General features: G+C 45.3%; 24 protein-coding genes. 3 read left to right on the forward strand and 21 right to left on the reverse strand.

Translation table 11 applies throughout. The features are described 5' to 3' along the window. Nucleotides 1–57 precede the first annotated feature (57 nt). Nucleotides 58–753, forward strand: coding sequence for an IS3 family transposase (locus BLW49_RS02385; protein ID WP_090722992.1), 696 nt, complete (start codon nucleotides 58–60; stop codon nucleotides 751–753). A gap of 97 nt (nucleotides 754–850) precedes the next feature. Here BLW49_RS02385 and BLW49_RS02390 read toward each other — a convergent pair whose 3' ends face one another. Together BLW49_RS02390 and BLW49_RS02395 are read right to left on the reverse strand one after the other, a co-directional pair. Then, nucleotides 851–1,291, reverse strand: coding sequence for a hypothetical protein (locus tag BLW49_RS02390; RefSeq protein ID WP_076311161.1), 441 nt, complete (start codon nucleotides 1,289–1,291; stop codon nucleotides 851–853). An 8-nt stretch (nucleotides 1,292–1,299) separates the two neighbouring features. Then, entirely contained in the window at nucleotides 1,300–1,698 is a 399-nt protein-coding gene (locus tag BLW49_RS02395) for a hypothetical protein (RefSeq protein WP_076311162.1), read from the reverse strand. Between BLW49_RS02395 and BLW49_RS28460 the strand changes: the two genes are divergently transcribed. Further along, nucleotides 1,697–1,891 (forward strand): hypothetical protein, encoded by a 195-nt coding sequence (locus tag BLW49_RS28460; protein ID WP_143042058.1) that lies wholly within the window; start codon nucleotides 1,697–1,699, stop codon nucleotides 1,889–1,891. The two genes, BLW49_RS02395 and BLW49_RS28460, sit on opposite strands and share 2 nt — an antisense overlap. 51 nt (nucleotides 1,892–1,942) lie before the next feature. Here BLW49_RS28460 and BLW49_RS02400 read toward each other — a convergent pair whose 3' ends face one another. Then, on the reverse strand, nucleotides 1,943–2,203 hold the full coding sequence (locus BLW49_RS02400) for a hypothetical protein (RefSeq protein WP_076311163.1): 261 nt from the start codon (nucleotides 2,201–2,203) through the stop codon (nucleotides 1,943–1,945). Next, complete coding sequence (locus BLW49_RS02405) at nucleotides 2,184–2,768, reverse strand: hypothetical protein (RefSeq protein ID WP_076311164.1); 585 nt, start codon at nucleotides 2,766–2,768, stop codon at nucleotides 2,184–2,186. Before BLW49_RS02405 ends, BLW49_RS02400 begins: the two co-directional genes overlap by 20 nt. Nucleotides 2,769–3,621: 853 nt before the next feature. Here BLW49_RS02405 and BLW49_RS02410 point away from each other — a divergent pair. Then, nucleotides 3,622–5,202: a YifB family Mg chelatase-like AAA ATPase gene (locus BLW49_RS02410; RefSeq protein WP_090722994.1), complete on the forward strand. Its 1,581-nt coding sequence runs from the start codon at nucleotides 3,622–3,624 to the stop codon at nucleotides 5,200–5,202. Nucleotides 5,203–5,432: 230 nt separating this feature from the next. Here the strand turns inward: BLW49_RS02410 and BLW49_RS02415 are convergent, their stop codons facing one another. The 17 genes from BLW49_RS02415 to wecB all read right to left on the reverse strand — a co-directional run bounded on the left by BLW49_RS02415 (nucleotide 5,433) and on the right by wecB (nucleotide 19,616). Further along, nucleotides 5,433–6,314 carry a hypothetical protein gene (locus tag BLW49_RS02415; RefSeq protein WP_090722996.1) on the reverse strand — a complete coding sequence of 294 codons (882 nt, stop codon included), beginning with the start codon at nucleotides 6,312–6,314 and terminating at the stop codon, nucleotides 5,433–5,435. 142 nt (nucleotides 6,315–6,456) lie between these two features. After that, nucleotides 6,457–7,011 (reverse strand): nitroreductase family protein, encoded by a 555-nt coding sequence (locus tag BLW49_RS02420; RefSeq protein ID WP_076311167.1) that lies wholly within the window; start codon nucleotides 7,009–7,011, stop codon nucleotides 6,457–6,459. Between the two features lie 319 nt (nucleotides 7,012–7,330). Beyond that, entirely contained in the window at nucleotides 7,331–7,747 is a 417-nt protein-coding gene (locus BLW49_RS02425; protein WP_090722997.1) for a YraN family protein, read from the reverse strand. Between the two features lie 6 nt (nucleotides 7,748–7,753). After that, the gene (locus BLW49_RS02430; RefSeq protein WP_076311169.1) at nucleotides 7,754–8,062 is read right to left on the reverse strand and encodes an EscU/YscU/HrcU family type III secretion system export apparatus switch protein; all 309 of its coding nucleotides are present in this window, start codon (nucleotides 8,060–8,062) and stop codon (nucleotides 7,754–7,756) included. After that, nucleotides 8,059–10,092 carry a flagellar hook-length control protein FliK gene (locus BLW49_RS02435; protein WP_090722999.1) on the reverse strand — a complete coding sequence of 678 codons (2,034 nt, stop codon included), beginning with the start codon at nucleotides 10,090–10,092 and terminating at the stop codon, nucleotides 8,059–8,061. The genes BLW49_RS02430 and BLW49_RS02435 overlap by 4 nt, the downstream gene beginning before the upstream one ends. Before the next feature lie 372 nt (nucleotides 10,093–10,464). Then, on the reverse strand, nucleotides 10,465–11,142 hold the full coding sequence (locus BLW49_RS02440; protein WP_076311171.1) for a ribonuclease HII: 678 nt from the start codon (nucleotides 11,140–11,142) through the stop codon (nucleotides 10,465–10,467). Nucleotides 11,143–11,314: 172 nt separating this feature from the next. Continuing rightward, nucleotides 11,315–12,178: a ribosome biogenesis GTPase YlqF gene (gene ylqF / locus BLW49_RS02445; RefSeq protein ID WP_047909743.1), complete on the reverse strand. Its 864-nt coding sequence runs from the start codon at nucleotides 12,176–12,178 to the stop codon at nucleotides 11,315–11,317. A gap of 116 nt (nucleotides 12,179–12,294) precedes the next feature. Beyond that, nucleotides 12,295–12,915 carry a signal peptidase I gene (gene lepB, locus BLW49_RS02450; protein ID WP_047909744.1) on the reverse strand — a complete coding sequence of 207 codons (621 nt, stop codon included), beginning with the start codon at nucleotides 12,913–12,915 and terminating at the stop codon, nucleotides 12,295–12,297. A 335-nt stretch (nucleotides 12,916–13,250) separates the two neighbouring features. Then, nucleotides 13,251–13,592 carry a 50S ribosomal protein L19 gene (gene rplS / locus BLW49_RS02455; protein ID WP_047909745.1) on the reverse strand — a complete coding sequence of 114 codons (342 nt, stop codon included), beginning with the start codon at nucleotides 13,590–13,592 and terminating at the stop codon, nucleotides 13,251–13,253. Between the two features lie 255 nt (nucleotides 13,593–13,847). Beyond that, on the reverse strand, nucleotides 13,848–14,648 hold the full coding sequence (gene trmD, locus BLW49_RS02460; RefSeq protein WP_090723001.1) for a tRNA (guanosine(37)-N1)-methyltransferase TrmD: 801 nt from the start codon (nucleotides 14,646–14,648) through the stop codon (nucleotides 13,848–13,850). After that, nucleotides 14,648–15,157: a ribosome maturation factor RimM gene (gene rimM, locus BLW49_RS02465; RefSeq protein ID WP_090723002.1), complete on the reverse strand. Its 510-nt coding sequence runs from the start codon at nucleotides 15,155–15,157 to the stop codon at nucleotides 14,648–14,650. Before rimM ends, trmD begins: the two co-directional genes overlap by 1 nt. A 94-nt stretch (nucleotides 15,158–15,251) precedes the next feature. After that, a complete protein-coding gene (locus tag BLW49_RS02470) occupies nucleotides 15,252–15,482 on the reverse strand; it encodes a KH domain-containing protein (RefSeq protein WP_047909748.1) in 231 nt (76 codons plus the stop codon). 26 nt (nucleotides 15,483–15,508) lie between these two features. Then, complete coding sequence (gene rpsP / locus BLW49_RS02475) at nucleotides 15,509–15,781, reverse strand: 30S ribosomal protein S16 (protein WP_047909749.1); 273 nt, start codon at nucleotides 15,779–15,781, stop codon at nucleotides 15,509–15,511. A 43-nt stretch (nucleotides 15,782–15,824) separates the two neighbouring features. Next, nucleotides 15,825–17,198 carry a signal recognition particle protein gene (ffh, locus tag BLW49_RS02480; protein WP_076311174.1) on the reverse strand — a complete coding sequence of 458 codons (1,374 nt, stop codon included), beginning with the start codon at nucleotides 17,196–17,198 and terminating at the stop codon, nucleotides 15,825–15,827. Between the two features lie 39 nt (nucleotides 17,199–17,237). Beyond that, nucleotides 17,238–17,594: a putative DNA-binding protein gene (locus BLW49_RS02485; protein WP_076311175.1), complete on the reverse strand. Its 357-nt coding sequence runs from the start codon at nucleotides 17,592–17,594 to the stop codon at nucleotides 17,238–17,240. A 157-nt stretch (nucleotides 17,595–17,751) separates the two neighbouring features. Next, complete coding sequence (locus tag BLW49_RS02490; protein ID WP_076311176.1) at nucleotides 17,752–18,402, reverse strand: PAQR family membrane homeostasis protein TrhA; 651 nt, start codon at nucleotides 18,400–18,402, stop codon at nucleotides 17,752–17,754. A 98-nt stretch (nucleotides 18,403–18,500) separates the two neighbouring features. Next, on the reverse strand, nucleotides 18,501–19,616 hold the full coding sequence (gene wecB / locus BLW49_RS02495) for a non-hydrolyzing UDP-N-acetylglucosamine 2-epimerase (RefSeq protein ID WP_090723004.1): 1,116 nt from the start codon (nucleotides 19,614–19,616) through the stop codon (nucleotides 18,501–18,503). Nucleotides 19,617–19,758: the final 142 nt, after the last annotated feature.

The raw sequence follows: 19,758 nt of genomic DNA on the forward strand, positions 1-19,758 counted from the left end.
GTCATATCTATGGAGTGCTACGATATGCAGTCAAAAAACACCCTCATATGAAATAAAATGAGAGATAACGAGGGGACGAGAGACAATGAACAGATACGACAAAGCATTCCCAAAAAGGAGCGACAGCAACGCCTTCTGGTCGGAATCAAAAAGATCTTTGACCAACATGAGGACAATAGCAATTACGGTGTTCAGCGCATTTTGCTAGGCTTGTCTCAAGCAGATATTAAGTCCAGCTATAGTACCGTCTATCGCATCATGAAGAAGTATGGAATTCTGAAGAAGGCCAAGCGTTATCCAAACGGCATAACACGCGAGGATGCTGCAGCCCAAAAGAGCGAGAACCTGATCCAGAGAGACTTTAAATCCTCAACACCGAACCAAAAGTGGCTATCGGATAACGCAAGGAATGCTCGCGGAATAATTTATCACAGCGATAGAGGCAGCCAGTTCATAAGCCATGCTTTCCGAGAGTGTCTGGTCAAACGTAGTGCCATTCAAAGCAACAGTGGCACGGGACGTTGCTATGACAATGCAAGAATGGAAAGTTTTTTTGCTACGCTCAAGAAAGAAAAGTTATACAAGATGAACACGGAACGCTATTCAATGACTTATATTAAATCGATCATCTTCAGATACATCACGGTCTACCAACAGGCGGCGGATCTACACCACAAATCTAGGCGAATAGCCCCCAGCTATCTATCGCGAAAGAATGCTCTCACAAGCAGCGTAGTTACGGGTTTTCTGTAAGAGGGGTGTTTTCAAACTACACTTTTGTTGACAACTCCAAACAGCCCCTCTCATATATTTTATTATTACTCACTGATGGGCTTATTTTGTTTCAAAATTAATGCCCTAAGGTTTTAAGATCATTTCTAAATTCGTCAATTGAATTTTTAATTTTCTTAACATCATTTACTGTGATATCAGATGGTTTGATGTTTATGACCCTCCAAGCTTTCCCATAAACTGTATATATTTCAGTGAATGCACCCTCATTTTCATCAAGAGGGATGAGAGCACCATAAGGTTTAATTACATTTCTGAATTCTTCAATGAGGAAAGCCGCATCAATCATTTCCTGATCCGTAATTTTATTATCCGAAATTAAAGCTGAAAACCGATAATTAATACTGTTGGCCCGCTCGCCTATGCTGATAATCTGTAATTGTTGAAGATCTTTAATTTTGCTAGTGAGGGCGTGGTATTTACTTGCTGTAATTAATGAATAAACTCCAATAATTATTGCTAGACCAATCACCAACAAAATTAGTATATTCTTTTTCATAGTTCACCTTACTCTCTTCCTGTAATCGTGAAGTAGTGCGTAGCTTGTCGAGTATATACATCAACAGGATAGTAATAAGAAATATCATTTGTTGTAAATACAGTGTAGTATGCTTTAGCGCTTGCTTGTAAATTTCTTGTTTTACCATCAGGAACATCGTAGTGAAACACAAAGTTTGAAACTGCACCGATCGATTTTGGTTTGTAATTTGCTTTATATGTTCCTGTTGCAGAATCGTACACACCTGCGGTATATTTATCAGCATTTGCAACCCCAACACTAGGCGGTATCTCTGTTTTATCTTTTGAGACGCTTGTAAGGTATATTGATGCAGATTGGTTATATTTATCTATGTCATGCTTAACTCCACCTGATGACTCATTGATTAAAAAGAAAGCTGTATCCATGAGACCACCTAAGTATGATATCGGTAGTCCGTCAGCTAACCATCCCAAACCAGGAATAGATAATTTAGAGGATTCCTTTGGTAATATATTCGAAGGTGAAATAAAATTATCGACAGGACTTTGCGCTTTAAATGTAGTTACAATTTTAGAGTTTGTTACCTGTGTAGCTCTTATGTCACCTGGCATTTTATAATTACGGCTATACCACTGTTGAACTATGCCATTACGGGTGTATGTTTTTATCCTAGCTTTTACCTGTTAATCCATCATAGAGAACAGAACTAGAAACAGCAATTGTAGCAGCATTGTTCTCTTGTATAGTACCGTTTGGATTATAATTTATTTCACCGATTCCGGTTGCATAATCATAACCTTTATAATAGTACTTTTCATATGCAACGGCTGCAGCACTAGAAGGTTCTATTGAAAAAATGAAAATAGCTAAAATATAACGATAAGCAACGTAATATATTGTTTTTGTTTTTTCATTGTTGGCTTTCTCCATAAATAATCTCATTGATTTGATCCCAGTCATTTTTAGTTAGAAATGCCTCTCCAAATGGGATAAAGGCAGTTTCACCTATAGACCCTGATGTTAATGCAACATCAATTTTTTTAGTTTCAGGTTCAAATCTGATACCCAAGATTGCTTCTTCTTGGTTAACTTTATTTGTTAATTGAACTGAGACACTCCCAATGTAAACTGTCCGATCATCATATTTCACTTCGCGAAATACATCTTGACCTGTAAAGTTGAAAAATTGTTTTTCTTCTTTCAGTTTTAACTTGCCCGATATACTTCCATTATAAAGTGTCATCTCAGAGGACATTTCTTCATTTTTTTGAAGTTCAATATCTAAGACAAGCTGTGATTGTTTTTCTTTACCAAATTTCTTGTTGTTTTCAACAGTTAATGAGCTATCCTTAAACTCTTCTAATAGTTCATCATTTGACTTTATATTGAACTTGTATGTATTGTTATTCTTATCATCTGTAAATCCCATAGTAAACAGAACTACAGCGAAGAGAGAGAACACTAACCCAACTATTATTATTTTTTTCTTATTCATTCAACAATTCACCTCATGTTACGTATAGATCTATGATCACTGCCCGGACAAATGATAATAGTGACATACTAGCTAATAATTAACAAGGGAAGAAAGTCTTGGAATTATTGCTAATGTGCACTGATAAGTATAGCAGAGTTATTAAGCATGATTAACCTATAAATATTTACAATAAAGGAACTTACTTCATTTGTATCAAATTAAAGGGTTTTATTGTTTAAACAAAATAAGAAAAAAGATGTTGTTTAAATAGAATTATGCCTTGTCCAAGAGAACAGGGCTTCTTCATCACTCAGCTTCTTCGATAATTGCTAGTCTATGATGGCTAATACACCTTGTATAAGTAACTCCGGTCCCCATCCTATCCAAATGGTAAGCACAATCGATACGATTGTAACAATATAAACAATCATCAAGCGGGCACTCTTGGCATTTGCTTCAATACGTAGTCAATCCTCAACAAGCAGTAAATTTATTAATCGTGAATCAAGTAACATTGCAACGATCTTTCATTCCACAATTAATTTTCTCCCTCTTTTTACGATCCAACCGGCGGTGTGCTTGTTTCTCTGGGTTCTTCTGCTTATTCTTCTAAGTTTACTCAGCTAATTTTAATACTTTCATTTATTTTGTAAAGAAACACCTAAACACATAAGGCCAGCATACCCCATAACTGTATATCTTCGATATAATACTTGACATTTTTAAGCACCCTTATATACAATTCTCTTAAATCAACAGTCGAATTTTGAAGCAAGAAATATTAAATAATGAAAATAAGGAAGCACCTTTTTTCACGTTCATTACGTCCATGATTTGCTCTGAGACGAATACGTAAAAGGGGTGCTTTTTGGTGTACGGAAAATTATACGGTGCGTGCTTATACGGCATAGATGGGGTATTAATTGAGGTGGAAACCGACCTCTCAAACGGTCTGCCCCAGACATCGATCATCGGTCTTCCAGATTCGGCCATCCGAGAAGCGGTGGAGCGTGTTCGCGCAGCGATTAAGAACTGTGGCTTTCAGTATCCGATGCAGCGGATTACGATCAATCTGGCGCCAGCTGATCTGAAGAAGGAGGGGTCCTCTTTCGACTTGGCCATTGCCCTCGCCATTCTGTCGACGAGTGAGCAGCTGCTCCTTCCTCCTGACAAAAAAACGCTCTTCCTCGGCGAGCTTGCGCTCGATGGGAGTCTTCGGCCTGTACCTGGTGTACTTAGTATGGTAGATTTGGCGCGCAGGCAGGGGTTTGATTCCGTCATTCTACCTCATGAAAACGCTGCGGAAGGGGCGATTATTGGTGGGATTGAAGTATTCGGCCTCTCTCATTTGAAAGAGATCATTCCCGACAAACCCACTTCACCAGACGGAAGAGTTGTGATAGAAAACTACAACCATCTGATTAGTCATCGTCCACCTACCGTGACTGCTCATCAAGTCCATCCCCTTCTTCCTGAAGATTATCTGGATGTTCTCGGGCAGCAGCATGTCAAGCGGGCGCTAACCATTGCCGCAGCCGGTATGCATAACATACTGCTCGTAGGACCGCCTGGTACGGGGAAAACGATGCTGATCAAACGACTTCCGACCATTCTCCCACCGCTGTCTGAATCGGAGGCACTGGAAGTCACCAAAATATTAAGTGCTTCAGGAAAGCTTAAAGAAGGAGTTAGCGGGCTTGCAACGAGACGGCCCTTCCGTTCTCCTCATCATACGATCTCTGCCGGCGGGCTGATCGGGGGTGGAACTGTTCCGAAGCCCGGGGAAGTGAGCCTTGCCCATAGGGGAATCTTGTTTCTTGACGAGCTGCCAGAATTCAGCAGACAAGTCCTGGAGGTGCTGAGACAACCTTTGGAGGATCGGCAGGTTACCGTGAGCCGTGCACGAGCCGCCTTTACCTTCCCTGCGCATTTTATGCTCGCTGCATCGATGAATCCGTGTCCATGTGGATTTGCTGGAGGTGATCCTAAGCTGCAGCGCTGTACCTGCAGTCCTGCCAAGGTTGCTAGTTACCGTGCGAAAATATCCGGTCCCTTAATTGACCGTATTGATCTACAGGTTGAGGTTCCGAGGCCTAAGGAAGGATTAGAGGCTACGCTGACTTCCTCTTCCGAAACGATGCTTCAAATGGTTCTCTCCGCTCATAAAATTCAAGCTTCACGCTACAGGCATCACCCTATTTCCTGGAACAGTGAACTGTCCGGGAGGCTGCTGAGGCGTTATGTTAACCTGGAGCCAGATGCATCTGAAATGCTGGTTCAAACGATTGATGCGCTTGGGCTCAGCATGAGATCCTATGATCGGATCCTGAAGATGGCAAGAACTATTGCTGATTTGGAACGACAGGATTTAATTCAGATCGAACATGTTGCAGAAGCAATACAATATCGTAACCTGGATTTAAAATCTGTGGCGATGCCCGAGTATGATTAAGACACTTTAAGAGAGTGGAATTGCCACCACTTGAAATGGGACTGAAAAACTTCAATTTGATACTGGAAGCAGTAGTGAGGATTATTTGATGTACAATTGTTATCTGTACAGAATTGAGTGAAGATTTGATAGAAGTCGCTAGGATACATAATTGGCATATTGATTTCGAACTGACGAACTGAATGCTAGATACAACATGATACAAACAACCTATGCTCAACCATAATCAATCAGTAACCATTTCTTCTCGCCTTAGATAACATTCTTGCTGCATCATCCAGATCATATTTATTCTCAAGCCAATCGACATCGACGTATTCCATACTTCCGAATCGTGCTTTATAGAAGGCCAGCCTCCGGATGGAATACGGCTCTCCTTCAATCTTATTTAAAAGATAATATCCAAGCAGCTCTGCAGCTTCCTTCCAGGCATAGCCGGCCTTCTTACTCGTCTTCATCTCATATAAGGTACCGTCGACTATGACATCAGCTTGAGCACCGCCTACCAGACGGCGTCTATGATCAAAGGCCGGATAGTATACTGTCTGGCCTTGTATCGTGGTGAAATGCTCCTTAAAAATCTCAATTAAACAAAGCAAATCCTCCATCACATCTGGCGTAGGGAGACTTGTAAATTGTTTAACGAATTGTTCTGTACTGGTATAGGTAGACCTGACGCCTACTCGATATATCGTATCTAGCTTGCTGCACATAAATGCTCCTGCAATCAGCTCAGCTGGATCCATCTGTTCCCCGTGAATGAAGCTCGTCCATTTTGATTTAAAATCGGCATACAGCTCATTCAGCACGGCCGTCTCAGGAACATCCTCAAAAAATTCATTTATGACTTCATGTCCTTTTACAATATAGGGATTAAACGCTGCATCAGGAGAATCTCCATTCTCTCTCGCAATCATGGCGCAGGCCAAATATTGAAAGGAGGTTCGAATAAGGCCCGAAACGTAACTAGTGAACTGGGCTTCAGCCAATATATTTTTATTTTTGAATGGGGCTGCCGCTGTGTTGGAGTAAAAATCATCTGGCAGAGGTGTCACTTCTCGAATCGCTTTTTGCAAAGTAGAATTTGTATTCAATAACGAAGCCAAGCTCATAGATAATTCACCCTATCATGAAATGAATGGACTAGTACCATCCATTATAAATTTCATAAGACGAATTTACAAAAACCAAAAAAAGCTCTTTCTGATCCGATCAGAAGAGCTTCATCTTATCATGGCTTTATCTGACTATAGCTTACTCAAAAACCGTTAATTTGTCTGCTGCAGCCGTGCGTTCTTGCGGCTTTGGCACCACATCGGGGTACCCCACATAGATCATGCCAAGAATTTTTTCGCCGGGAACAATATTCAGAGTTTCTCTGAATTTAGGTCCGTACAGAAACGGCTTGGTTACCCAGAAGGTCCCGATCTCTTCACCCCATGCTGCGAGCATGAAATTTTGTATAAGTGCGCTAGTTGCGGCAAAATCCTCATCCCATATCGCTTGGCGTGGATCCTCCTTCATAACGACCAGCAATGTTGACGGATTCGTAAGCACGGCATTGACAAATTTATTGTCCTCGCCCATTTCATTCGATACCGCCTCAGCTAACTTCTGACGGCCTTCGCCCGTGAATAACAGAAATCTCCACGGCTCGCGAAGCTTATGATTCGGTGCCCACACCGCTGTATCCAGCAGTTCGGTAATTTTCTCAACCGGCACTGCCTCCTGCTTAAATTTCTTGATCGTCCGTCGTTCGCGAATGACATCCTTCACATGGACAGATGAAGCGATTTGTGATTCATTCATGTTATATAATCCTCCTTAACAGGTATGAAGTTGTTTTTTTCTCACAGATAATGATAATCTTTATCATTTAGATACTGGTGTTAGCATACCTCGGTTCTTCATCTAAAGTCAAATGATTACCCTAATGATCTATCCTAGGAGTTCCACCCCAAGCCTGCTCTTGCTCTAATAAAACAGGATATGATCGGTCATATCCCAACATTCGTGCGGCATCCCTTGAAGCACTTGTCATCATGTCAAATGATTGTAACAAACATCATCCAACCGTTCGAGCTGCACTCGGGAATTCCTGCATCAGTTGTTAGCTCCAACGATTGGATTAGAATGCATTCATAATGTGATCGATATGTAAAGGTTCCTCTGTCCAGTCTGCTGGATTCAGCAGAACGCCTATGACATCAAAGCGAATGGGACTATTGTATAATTTGCGTTCTTGAATATATACGGCTGCGGTACGGCGTACCTGAGCTATTTTTCGTAGATTGACCGATTCCAGATGAGTTCCGAAGCGATCCAGGCTAGTCCGGCTTCTAACTTCTGCAAAAATGGTGGTTCCGCCCTTCTGAGCAACAATATCGAGCTCACCGCTCTTACATCTCCAGTTCGTATCCATAATGTCGTAACCCTGCTGCTTAAGGTATTGAACTGCCGCCTGTTCTCCGGCTCCACCTTTCTCTTTGCGAGAATCTTTCCTCTTCCTCGGTGCAGCCGGTTTGGAATTATTATCGTCCTTCATCGTTGCCTACACCTCTTTTCTCTGGCCGGCGGATGCAATCGCCTTCTGCTCGGCCTGATATACAAAGGTAAGCACCTCGGCTACGAGCTGATACAATTCAGGAGGAATTTGTTGATCCAGATCCAGCTTGGACAGCACCTCAACAAGAGCGGGATCTTCTTGTATCGGGACACCATGCTCCAGTGCCTTCTCCAGAATGGATTCGGCCAGCCTTCCGTCCCCTTTGGCGACTACAACGGGGGCTTCTGCTTCGCCAGGTACATATTTGAGCGCAACTGCCTTCTTGCGTACAACACTTTCTTCTTCCTGCTTCATACTCGCATATCCACTCCTTTATATGATTCCGGGACATACGAAGCCATCTTACTTACAGCTGAGGATGAGGAACCTTGTACCTGCTCTGTTTGCTCAGGACGGTTCTCTACCACTTCCGACTTATATACGGATAGCTGATAGCCGGTGTTCCGCAGCGCACTGTCCACTTGTTCACGACCCAGCTCAAAAATTTGTGCAGCCATCTCATTATCTGTGCGAATATGCAGACTGATTACCCTGCCTGCCACCTGCATGTCGATCAGCGTGGGACCGAGCTGCTTCATGTTCAGGTCAAACCAGATCCGGCAATGGGAGGCATCCATTTCGCCGCGCGGTCCGCGGCGGGACTGGATCTGGACATTTGCCGTCATCTGACCGTCCGCTCCGCTCAGAGGGATGAACCAGTTCATCTGGGCAAAAGGAGCGGTCCGGTCGGTGTTCATGAGCAGCTGATGCCCTGTGAGCAAGTGCACGAGCTGACCTGCGGTCTCTTTGAGACCGGCAGGAAGCTCTGGACTTGCTTCCATCTGCATCAGCACGCTCTTCAGCGTGTCCGCCTGCTCTGCCGCGGACACCTCTGCCTGCGCGGGTGCGAGCATCCCGCGCACCACCTGCTGCTCGTGCTCCGCACCGAGCAGCTTCAGCACACGCGCCACCCACGAGTCATCCCTCGTGGTGGCAGGCGTGTGCACTGCCGGTGCTGGCGCTGCATCAGCACCGTCCTGCTGCGGCTCGCCCTGCGCCGCCGCAGCAACATCGCTGCCGGCCGGCTCTGCTCCGGCCGGCCCCTGCGGCGCAGCTCGTAGCTGGGCAAGCAGTGCTGCGGCACGCAGCACAAGCTCGCCCCCGCCCGCTGCTGCGCCTCTCGCCTGGACAGGAGCTTCGCCACTGTCCCCAAAACTGCGATTGGCTGGAGTCGCCGTCCTCGGCTCTTCAGCCTCCCCCACAGGCAGGCTCGGTCCCCCGCCTGCCTCACTCCGTCCTGCGGCAGCCGCCTGCGCATGGCTGCCCGTACGTACCCGGTGATCCTGAGCTGCCGGATCACCTCCACCCAATTCCGCTGCCAGCATCCCAGCTACATTAGAACCTGAAGCACCTGGACCCGCTGTCGGAATCGTATTAGACATAGCGGCTGCAGGACCGGCTGTTGCCGTTGTCCTTCCATCTGCTCCGTTTCCTTGAATAGCCCTGGAATCTACGGTCCCTGTCTTCATAGACTCCATGAGCTCCGGTCCATCAGCTCCATCATTTGTACCTGTTAATCCGGTGGTACCCGCTGCTTTGTGAACATCTGCCTGCTGGGCCATTCCGGTACTGAGTAGCCTGCTCCCCTCGCTTCCAGCATGTGTCCGGGCTTGTCTAAGCTCTTGTGAGCCCTCCATTTCTGCAGGCGTATCTGAAATGCCTCCTGGTACCTTTCCACTCAATCCATCGCTTTTAGCGGCTTCAGTTAGTCTTGCATCCAGCTGACCCAGCAGCTCATCTAATGCTGGCCCAAACATCGCATAATATAGTCCAGAGATGGTAGAGCCTGTGACGGGCAGCCCCCTTTGCATGGCAAGACTTGCCGAAGTGATCCACTCGATATCCCCTGCAGCAGCCGGCTTTACATTCATAAGCGATTGAATAAGCTTCACGTTGTCCTTCGTCAGCGGCATTCCGCTCTGCTGCATTGCACTAAGGAGTGTTCTGTTCTCCTTCGTATCCGGCAGCTGAAGATTTGTCAGCAGATCTGCAAGCGTTGCAGTTGATACAGATCCAAGTGTACCTTGAAAAGGCTTCATCACCATCATTCCGTCCTTGTTTTGCCCTCCAACCTGAAGCAGCGCATTCTGCCCGGCTACAAGTGGAGTATCTAATGCCGCTCTCACCTGCACCCCTTTGATCTGGAGTACGGCTTCCTTCTGATCCGGTGACACCTGAATGACCTCAGCACGCACCACCATGCCTTCCTTCAGTTCGAGCGTCTTAGCACCGCCTTGAGGCTTGGAATCTCCTAGCATACCTCTGATTGCTTGACCTATATTCAAATACCATCTACTCCTTTCTACAAATAATGAGATGCTATCTATATCAACACGTATTCAATGAAATTGATTCACCCTATAATCTATTCATTTTATCGGTATAACGGGTGGGACACTGAAGAAGTCGTTGCTATTAAAAAAAGCAGCACTGCTATTAAAAACAGTACTGCACCGAAATAACTTGATCTAGATAATGCATATTCATCCCTCATATAGAACGAATACCATAAAAAAAGGCAGGTATATCCATCAACGATCTTCTGCGATCTAGCGATCTAGCATCCTATCAAGTTTACCTGCTAGAGTAAGCCACTACGATTAGATATAAACATTACTCAGACTCTGCTCCTCTCTCGCTGCACCAGAACCTGTCTGTTAGAACAATGTAGGCTGCTCCTGCTCTCCTAATATTTTTCCGAGAAAGCTTCTGCGATGCAGCGGTGTAGGTCCTAGTGCGAGCAGCTGCTCTCTGTGCAGCTTTGTCGCATACCCTTTATGTATAGCAATACCGTACTCAGGATACAGAGCATCCCACTCCCCTTTACACATCCGGTCTCTTGTCACCTTGGCAATGATAGATGCTGCACCAATTGATTGGCTGTTGGCGTCCCCTTTAATAATCGATAATTGCGGCAGAGGTACATCCACGGTTTCTGCATCCACGAGCAGATGATCCGGAGATGGGGTAAGTGCAAGAACCGCCTGTTTCATGGCAAGCCGAGATGCCTGCCTGATGTTAATCCGGTCAATCGTCTCCACATCGACGATCCCTATACCGACTGAGACAGCTTCCTTCATAATGATGTCAAATAACAATTCCCGCTTCTTGTCACTTAGCTTCTTGGAATCATTGACCCCTTCGAGCACTAACCCTTTTGGCAAAATGACAGCAGCAGCTACGACATCACCGAATAAGCAGCCTCTTCCTACTTCATCAATGCCTGCAATATATTCAGCTCCGCTGTCCCATGCTTCTCTTTCATATCTAAGCATATCTATCTCAGGCTCTTCGAACGTATCCGTCTCCTGTATGTTCAGATCCAATTCTTTCATTTGTTATTTCCCCCTAACGGCACATCCCATAACCAATATCATAACATAGGTATCCATAGGGTAGAAACATATAGAAGCTGGATAATACAGCAATCCCCTGCAGTACGCTGCAGGGGATTGTATTGCTTGCGGTATTCCTATTTAATAGGTTACGGCATCAGCATGTTTCACATTAAAAAGGAGATTCTAGACTGAATCGACCAAGCTTGCCGCCTCTTAGCTCTCTAAGCATCAAGGAGGATGCCTTCTCCAGATCAATTCGTCCTCCGCTCATGACAGCACCGCGCTTACGCCCGATCTCTTCCATAACGGCAACAATTTGATCCGGATCTTCCGAATCCTTCGGAGCTTCAGACAAGCCGTAACGCTCCTGCATTGCCGGCCAGTAATACTGAGCAAGATATTTGATCGCGAAGAAAGCAATGTCCTCCACGTTAAGAATCTCTTCCTTTATTGCACCCGTAACGGCCAGACGGTAGCCCACATTCTGATCTTCAAATTTAGGCCACAGAATACCTGGCGTATCCAGGAGTTCAATTTCCTTGCCTACTCTGATCCATTGCTGCCCTTTGGTTACGCCTGGACGATCACCAGTCGCCGCAATATTTCTGCCCGCTAAGCGGTTAATCAATGTCGATTTACCGACATTCGGAATGCCCACGATCAGTGCGCGAATCGCTCTCGGATTCATGCCTTTGGCAATTTGCCGATCGATCTTTTCCTTCAACAAGATCTTGGCAGTTGAGGGGATATCCTTAACTCCAGTACCTGTATTGGCATCGACAGCGAGTGCAGTATGCCCTTCTTCTTTAAAATACTTGATCCATTCTTCCGTTACCTTCGGGTCAGCCAAATCCGACTTGTTCAGCAGAATCATTCTTGGCTTGTCCTGCAATATTTCATCAATCATCGGGTTACGGCTGGATAATGGAAGCCGTGCATCCACCAGTTCAATGACGACATCAATCAATTTCAGCTTCTCCTGAATTTGTCGACGGGCTCTCGTCATATGTCCTGGAAACCATTGTATGGTCATCGCAATTCACCTTCTTTTTCACAAACAGTTGGATCCATTTGTATCATACCCTGAGGTGCTTCTATCATGAGTATCTACAGATCAAACCGGTATAGTTTGTCCTCTAAATTTCAAAATCAGTGATTAATCCATTCGATATCCTTCAGCGGCCAGAAAATAACATCGGCACGTCCTACAATATCCTCAAGCGGCACATATCCAATCATGCGGCTGTCTGTACTGTTCCCACGGTTATCACCAAGGGCAAAAATATGACCTTCCGGCACAGTGCCGTCCGGGAAATACTCATTCGGGAAGTTATAAGTGTTATACTGTCCGCCATTCGCCTGTGCCTCTGCAATCGCTTCTTGCAGATAAGGCTCCTCCACAACTTCGCCGTTTACTCGCAAGGTATCTCCAGTGACTTCAACCGTGTCCCCTTCAACAGCAATGACCCGCTTAATGAAATCCCGGTTCTCAGAAGGTACATGGAAGACAACGACCTCTCCGCGTTCAGGTTGCCTGATATCATACAGAATCTGGTTCACAATGACTCTTTCCCCTGTATGAAAATTCGGCTGCATCGATGGTCCGTCAACAATAAAAGGCTTGAACAAGAAGAATCGGATAATAAACACAAGCACTAATGCAATTGCAATGGCTTTGATCCATTCCCAAATCTCGTTCTTTACTTTCTTTGACTTAGAATTCCCATTCTCCGGTGTATTCAATCGTTCATTCTGTACATCCTGCTCCATCGCTTGTCCTCACTTCCTCATCCATGTCATCGAAACGATGCATCTAGACATATTCTATGTATGAAATCTGGTTAGAGACATACCATCTGTTGTCAAGATCGTTTCCTCTGAAAATATTGTAAGAGAAATCTTAGCAGGATACAACTTCATCTCTCCGATCGGAGGGCGAGCGCTCCTCTATATCACATCAATAGATTATATTCTATATTGTTCATATTCACATGAGCTATATTATTCCTGAATATAAGAACGTAAACCATCTTAAACGAACAATCACTTTTACATAAAAAAGCGAAAAGGGCTTGTTTCCAAGCCCTTTCCGTTTATTCGTTATATTAACGAATTTCTTTAATTCTCGCTGCTTTACCGCGAAGTTCACGAAGATAATAAAGCTTCGCACGACGCACTTTACCACGGCGAGCCACTTCGAGTTTATCGATTTTTGGGGAATGAAGCGGGAAAGTTCTTTCCACACCTACACCGTAAGAAATTTTACGAACTGTAAAAGTCTCACTGATTCCACCACCACGGCGTTTGATTACTACACCTTCGAACAACTGGATACGTTCGCGAGTTCCCTCGATAACCTTAACGTGCACTTTTACAGTGTCACCAGGACGAAAGTTCGGCAAATCTTTACGCAATTGTTCTTGTGTAATCGCTTGGACGATATTCATCTATGACTCCCTCCTTCCGTACAGGTGTTCATGTCTCTTCCGGATAACCTTCTGTTATCCATCATCATCCACAGCGGACCACCGTATTCCACACAACAGAAAAATTATAACATGTTATTACGAAGTAATGCAAGCATTAAGAACTTTTTTTCTCATAAACTCACCGGTGCATGCAGATTCATGCCATTTGGTGTCTGATTCAGCATATTGTTGTATCCACGATGTAACAATCTAGCAAATCCCGGGCTTCTTAATCTACTCATGCCGTTTAACCTGATCCAGCCATGCTTTCTCCTTCTTCGTCAGCTCCACCTGCTCCAGCAGATCTGGACGTCTGGTCAGCGTCCGAAGTAAGGACTGTTCTCTGCGCCAAGCATCAATGTTTTTGTGATGACCTGACAGCAGGATATCAGGTACCTTATGGCCTCTAAACTCCGCAGGTCTGGTATAGTGAGGGTACTCTAGCAAACCGGTGCTGAATGAATCTGTAACTGCACTTGTCTCGTTACCCAGCACTCCTGGAAGCAGTCTCACCACACTGTCTATCACGACCATTGCAGGCAGTTCTCCACCTGTCAGCACATAATCTCCGGTCGAGATCTCATCCGTGACGAGATGCTCTCGAATTCGCTCATCATAGCCTTCGTAGTGACCACATATAAAGATGAGATGCTCTTCTTTGGACAGCTCCTCTGCCTTCTTCTGCGTAAAGGTCTCTCCTTGAGGGCACATCAGAATAATGCGCGGCTGCTTGGCAGAAGAAGCCTCTGGCTGTGTCTCATCAGCTGATTTTGCAGCAGCAGTCGATTGGGCATCCTGCTCCGCTTCATTCAGCAAATCTTCCACTGCTGCAAAAATCGGCTCTGGCTTCAGCACCATTCCGCCGCCGCCGCCGTATGGCATGTCATCTACTTGTCCATGCTTGTTCCCTGCGTATTCACGGAAATTCAGAGCGTTTAAGGAAACAATTCCTTTGGCCTGTGCTTTACCTAATATGCTGGTACCAAATACACCATGAAACATTTCCGGAAACAGGGTTAATACATCAACCTTCATTACACTAATCCTTCCATCAGATGCACGATTACCTTTTGATTCACAACATCAACATGCAAAATGACATCGTCAATATAAGGAAGCAGAATCTCTTTGCCGTTGTTTGCTTTGACCACCCAAACGTCATTCGCTCCTGGAGTCAGGATCTCTTTGATCGTGCCAAGTGTCTCTCCTTCATCAGTTACCACTTCGCAGCCGACAATCTGATGGAAGTAGAACTCGTCTTCACTCAGTTCAGTTTGATACTCAGCAGACACTTTCAGCATCATGCCTTTATATTTTTCTACTTCATTGATGTTGGTAAAGTCGTTCAAACGCACGACAAACATATTTTTGTGAAGCCTTGCCGACTCTACCGTTACAGGCAGTTGTCCCTCCCCCGTATCGATAACCAGCTTGCTCCCTTTAGCAAAGCGCTCTTCAGGGAAATCGGTCAGCGGGAGTACTTTCAGCTCACCACGAATCCCGTGGGTATTTACGATTTTTCCTACATTAAAAAATTGTGACATAGGTCCTCCTGTATTTCAATTAGACAAGGCTAAGTTATATAAGCATGTACGAAAAAGGGCTAGGACATGCATCCTAACCCCCTTTCGTATATCTTTAAGATATGATATCGACGGTAACCCGTTTATCCATCTTAACTGCTGCAGATGTGACGACCGTACGGAGTGCTTTCGCGATCCTCCCCTGCTTGCCGATCACTTTCCCCACATCCTCAGGATGCACGGTCAATTCATAGACAACAAGGCGATCCTTCTCCAGTGTCCGGACCGACACATCTTCCGGATGATCTACCAAAGCCTTCGCAATAACGCCGACTAATTGTTCCATAGATACCCTCCGTTATCAGCACCTAATTATTTCTGTTGTTTAAGCTCATGGAACTTCTTCATTACACCCGCTTTGCTAAGCAAGTTGCGAACTGTATCAGATGCTTGCGCACCATTTTGAAGCCATTTGAGTGCTTTATCTTCATCGATCTTAACCACTGCTGGTTGTTCAACCGGATTGTAGTAACCGATTTCCTCGATAAAACGGCCATCACGCGGGGAACGGGAATCCGATACAACCACACGATAGAAAGGCGCTTTATGAGCTCCCATACGTTTCAGACGAATACGAACTGCCACGAAAATTCACCTCCTTCAATAAAATATATATTGTAAGCTCGGCTTAACGGAAAGGAAATTTCATTCCCTTACCGAGTCCTTTAAGCTGCTTCATTGCTTTCTTGTTGCCCTTCGGCCCCATCATACCGCTGAATTGCTTCATTACTTTACGCATTTCATCGAACTGCTTAATCAGACGATTAACTTCCGCAACGGTAGTTCCGCTGCCTGCTGCAATCCGTTTGCGGCGGGATGGATTGATGATCTCTGGATTCTGCTTCTCTTCTCTTGTCATAGAGAAGACGATGGCTTCGATCCGATTCATCTGCTTATCATCAACCTTAAGATCCTTGGTCTGTTTCATATTGCTCATCCCAGGAATCATGTCCATGAGCTGATCCAGTGGTCCAAGCTTCTTGATCTGGTCCATTTGCTCAAGAAAATCTTCGAACGTGAACGATGCGGTCCGCATCTTCTGTTCCATTTCCTTCGCCTTTGCCGTATCAATGTTCGACTGGGCCTTCTCGATCAAGGACAGCATATCACCCATGCCCAAAATTCGGGAGGACATGCGTTCCGGATGGAACGGTTCAAGTGCATCCAGTTTCTCACCCAGGGTGATAAATTTGATCGGGCACCCGGTCACTGCTTTGACGGAGAGGGCAGCACCACCGCGCGTATCTCCATCCAGCTTCGTAAGCACGACGCCAGTAAGCGATAGCTGCGAGTTAAAATGCTCTGCTACGTTAACTGCATCCTGACCTGTCATTGCATCGACGACGAGAAGCACTTCATCCGGATTCACATTGCTGTGAATTAACCGAAGCTCTTCCATCAGCTCTTCATCTACATGGAGACGACCAGCCGTATCAATAATAACATAATCGTGACCGTTGTCCTTGGCATGCTGTAAGCCTTGCTTCGCAATCTCTACCGGGCTTGTCTTGTCACCTAAAGTGAATACCGGTGCCTTGAGCTGCTCTCCAAGCACCTGCAGCTGCTTGATCGCCGCAGGACGGTAAATATCGCCAGCCACAAGGAGCGGCTTTGCATTTTGCTTCTGCAAGAGCTTCGCGAGCTTACCTGTGGTTGTCGTCTTACCGGCACCCTGTAAACCGACCATCATAATGACTGTCGGCGGTTTGTTTGCCTTAGCCAGCTTAGACTGGCTTCCGCCCATCAGCTCGGTCAGCTCTTTATTTACGATGTCAATGATGACCATGCCAGGCGTGAAGCTCTCCATCACTTCCTTACCGACGGCCTTCTCTTTGACTTTCGAAATAAACTGCTTGACGACCTTGAAGTTAACATCAGCTTCAAGCAAGGCAAGACGCACCTCTCGCATCGCTTCGTTAACGTCTTCCTCGCTTACTTTCCCTTTGCCGCGAAGCTTGCTGAATACATTGGTAAGTCGAGCTGTTAATCCTTCAAATGGCATAAACACACCTCCTAAAGTTCATATTGCGAAGGGTAATCCCTATTCCAGAACCTCCAGGTGGTTCATCATTTCATTCATTCTATGTTTGTCTTCACTCGTCATCCCGCTTGATTCAATCATGGCTTTAAGCTTCTCTAGATTCATAAGCCGCCGTTCATGCTTCTCAAGCAAGCCGAGTTTATCCTCATACATTTCAAGTACCTGCTCTGCACGCTTAATGTGCTCGTAAACCGCTTGTCGACTAATCTCAAATTCGGAGGCAATCTCTCCCAAGGAGAAATCATCATGAAAATAATACTTCAGAAAAGTCTGCTGCTTCTCAGTTAACAGGTTTTCATAAAAATCAAACAGTAAGTTGATTCGATTCGTCTTCTCAAGCCGATTCTCCTGACTCATCTTGAGGGACACTCCCTTCGTCAAGGAAAAACACTTTACACTCATTAACGTTCTCTATCTTACAAAAAACAAAAGAAGATGTCAAGCATAAATCCTTGTCATCTTCTCATCGATTTTATTTTTGAGATCTACAGCCACATATTAGACTTCTAAGCATCTATAATCTGATGGGTGTCAGATAAATAATGACGGCAAAGAAATGCAGCACACTGCCTGCCAGAACGAATAAATGCCAAATGGCATGATGAAACGGAAAGCCGCGCCAGACATAAAAGATCGTACCCAGCGTATAACAAAGTCCTCCGGCAACAAGAAGAACTATTCCTCCTGAAGGAATTGCGGCGGTTAATGGAGCCCACGCAATGACGATCAGCCAGCCCATCGCAATGTAGAACAAGGTAGACATAAACAGAAACCGCTTGGTGAAGAACGCCTTGAAAGCTACACCGAACAAGGCAATTCCCCATATGATTCCAAACAGGGTCCAGCCGAGTGTACCGCGAATCGCGACCAGCAAGAATGGAGTATACGTTCCTGCTATAAATAAGTAGATGGAGGAGTGATCAAAAATCTCAAATAGATCCTTCGCTTTGCCATCCTTCAGAGCATGTACGAAAGTAGAGCTGATGTACAAGAGCAGCATGGACACTCCATAAACCGTAAAGCTGACAACATGCCAAGCTGTTCCATTCACACTTGCGGCAACAATAAGCAGTACGAGCGCTGCAACACTGAGGAGAGCCCCTATTCCATGGGTAATGGCATTTGCGACTTCCTCTCTTCGAGTATAGGTATAGGTGTTAGCCATAGAATCCATCCTTTCAACATCCGCTGCCTGCTATTTTCGCAGAACCGAAATCTTTCTACATATTATACTACGTTCACGGCTAATGTTCATCTTTAGCGTCAATCTGCAAAATACTTCAATATAATGGATGCAATTCGATCTGAAGCATGACCGTCCCCATAAGGATTGGCAGCTCTTGTCATGCGCTGATATCTTTTTCCTCCTGACAACAACAGCTCGATCTCCTTCTTGACCTTTTCATACTCTGTCCCTACACAGCGAAGCGTACCTGCCTTGACACCTTCCGGCCGTTCCGTTTTGTCACGGAGGACGAGTACGGGCTTACCGAGCGACGGCGCCTCTTCCTGAATCCCTCCCGAATCGGTCAGAATAACGTAAGCATGATTCATCATATTATGCATGTCACTAACATCAAGCGGCTCAATCAAATGAATGCGTTCCGTTTCGCCGAGCATCTCGAATGCCAGGTCCTTTACTGCCGGATTCGGATGGACCGGATAAATCAGCTCAAGTGTCCGATCCTGCTTAATGATCTCTTTCACGGCCTGAAACACCTGTTTCATTGGACTGCCCCAGTTCTCTCTCCGATGCATGGTCATGAATATCTTTCTGGTTCCAGGATGCAGCTTCGATAACAGTGGATGGTCGAACTCTTTCTTGATCGTCCAGCGCAGAGCATCAATGGATGTGTTGCCTGTCACGTAAACATGCTCTTTCCGGTGCTCGCTTGCGAGCCTTTTGGCAGCTGTAGTGGTAGGTGCAAAGTGCAGATCTGCAACACGGCCTATGAATTCCCTGTTCATTTCTTCCGGAAAGGGCGCATATTTGTCATACGTCCGCAGTCCGGCTTCGACATGACCGATCGGGATTTGAGCATAGTATGCACAGAGTGCAGCTGAAAAAGCCGTAGACGTATCACCATGGACGAGCACAAGGTCATATTTCTCGGCCTTCATGACAGGCTCAAGTGATTCTATCAAACGGGCGGTCAAGCCGTGCAGCGTCTGCGCCTCCCGCATCACTTTCAATTCAATATGCGGTACGATATTAAATTCTTTCAATACTTGAGCCAGCATCTCCTCATGCTGCCCGGTAACACACACAATGGGCTCAATGTCAGGTGCCGCCTCTAGTGTTTTTACTATGGGCGCCATTTTGATAGCTTCAGGTCTCGTTCCGAACACAACAAGTACCCTGATTCGATGTTCCTCCATGTGATCAGGACTCCCCCTCTATTCACTTATTGGATAAGTTGAACAATTGCTTCAACCCTTATCTATATATGAGAGAGTCTCTCCATCTCGTAACGGCACTCTATGAAAAAGGACCTTAAACTATTTATTTCTGAATAGGACA

The sequence above is a fragment of the Paenibacillus sp. PDC88 genome (assembly GCF_900106725.1).
GTDB lineage: Bacteria > Bacillota > Bacilli > Paenibacillales > Paenibacillaceae > Paenibacillus > Paenibacillus shunpengii.